Source organism: Pseudomonas sp. H9 (assembly GCF_004353925.1).
Taxonomy (GTDB): Bacteria; Pseudomonadota; Gammaproteobacteria; order Pseudomonadales; family Pseudomonadaceae; genus Aquipseudomonas.
Genome location: NZ_SMOK01000060.1, coordinates 1 through 397, shown reverse-complemented (window position 1 = coordinate 397; position 397 = coordinate 1). Strand labels below are relative to the sequence as shown.

The 397-nt window shown below is 51.1% G+C and carries 1 rRNA gene; it reads left to right on the top strand.

Features of this window, described 5'->3' with window-relative positions:
- Positions 1-397, top strand: a 23S ribosomal RNA gene (locus E1573_RS26675); the annotation flags it as partial.

Sequence of the window (397 nt, the reverse complement as noted above, 5' to 3'; positions counted from 1 at the left end):
GGTTTCCTGCGCAACGTTAATCGACGCAGGGTTAGTCGGTCCCTAAGGCGAGGCTGAAAAGCGTAGTCGATGGAAAACAGGTTAATATTCCTGTACTTCTGGTTATTGCGATGGAGGGACGGAGAAGGCTAGGCCAGCTTGGCGTTGGTTGTCCAAGTTTAAGGTGGTAGGCTGAGATCTTAGGTAAATCCGGGATCTCAAGGCCGAGAGCTGATGACGAGTTGCCTTTAGGCGACGAAGTGGTTGATGCCATGCTTCCAAGAAAAGCTTCTAAGCTTCAGATAACCAGGAACCGTACCCCAAACCGACACAGGTGGTTGGGTAGAGAATACCAAGGCGCTTGAGAGAACTCGGGTGAAGGAACTAGGCAAAATGGCACCGTAACTTCGGGAGAAGG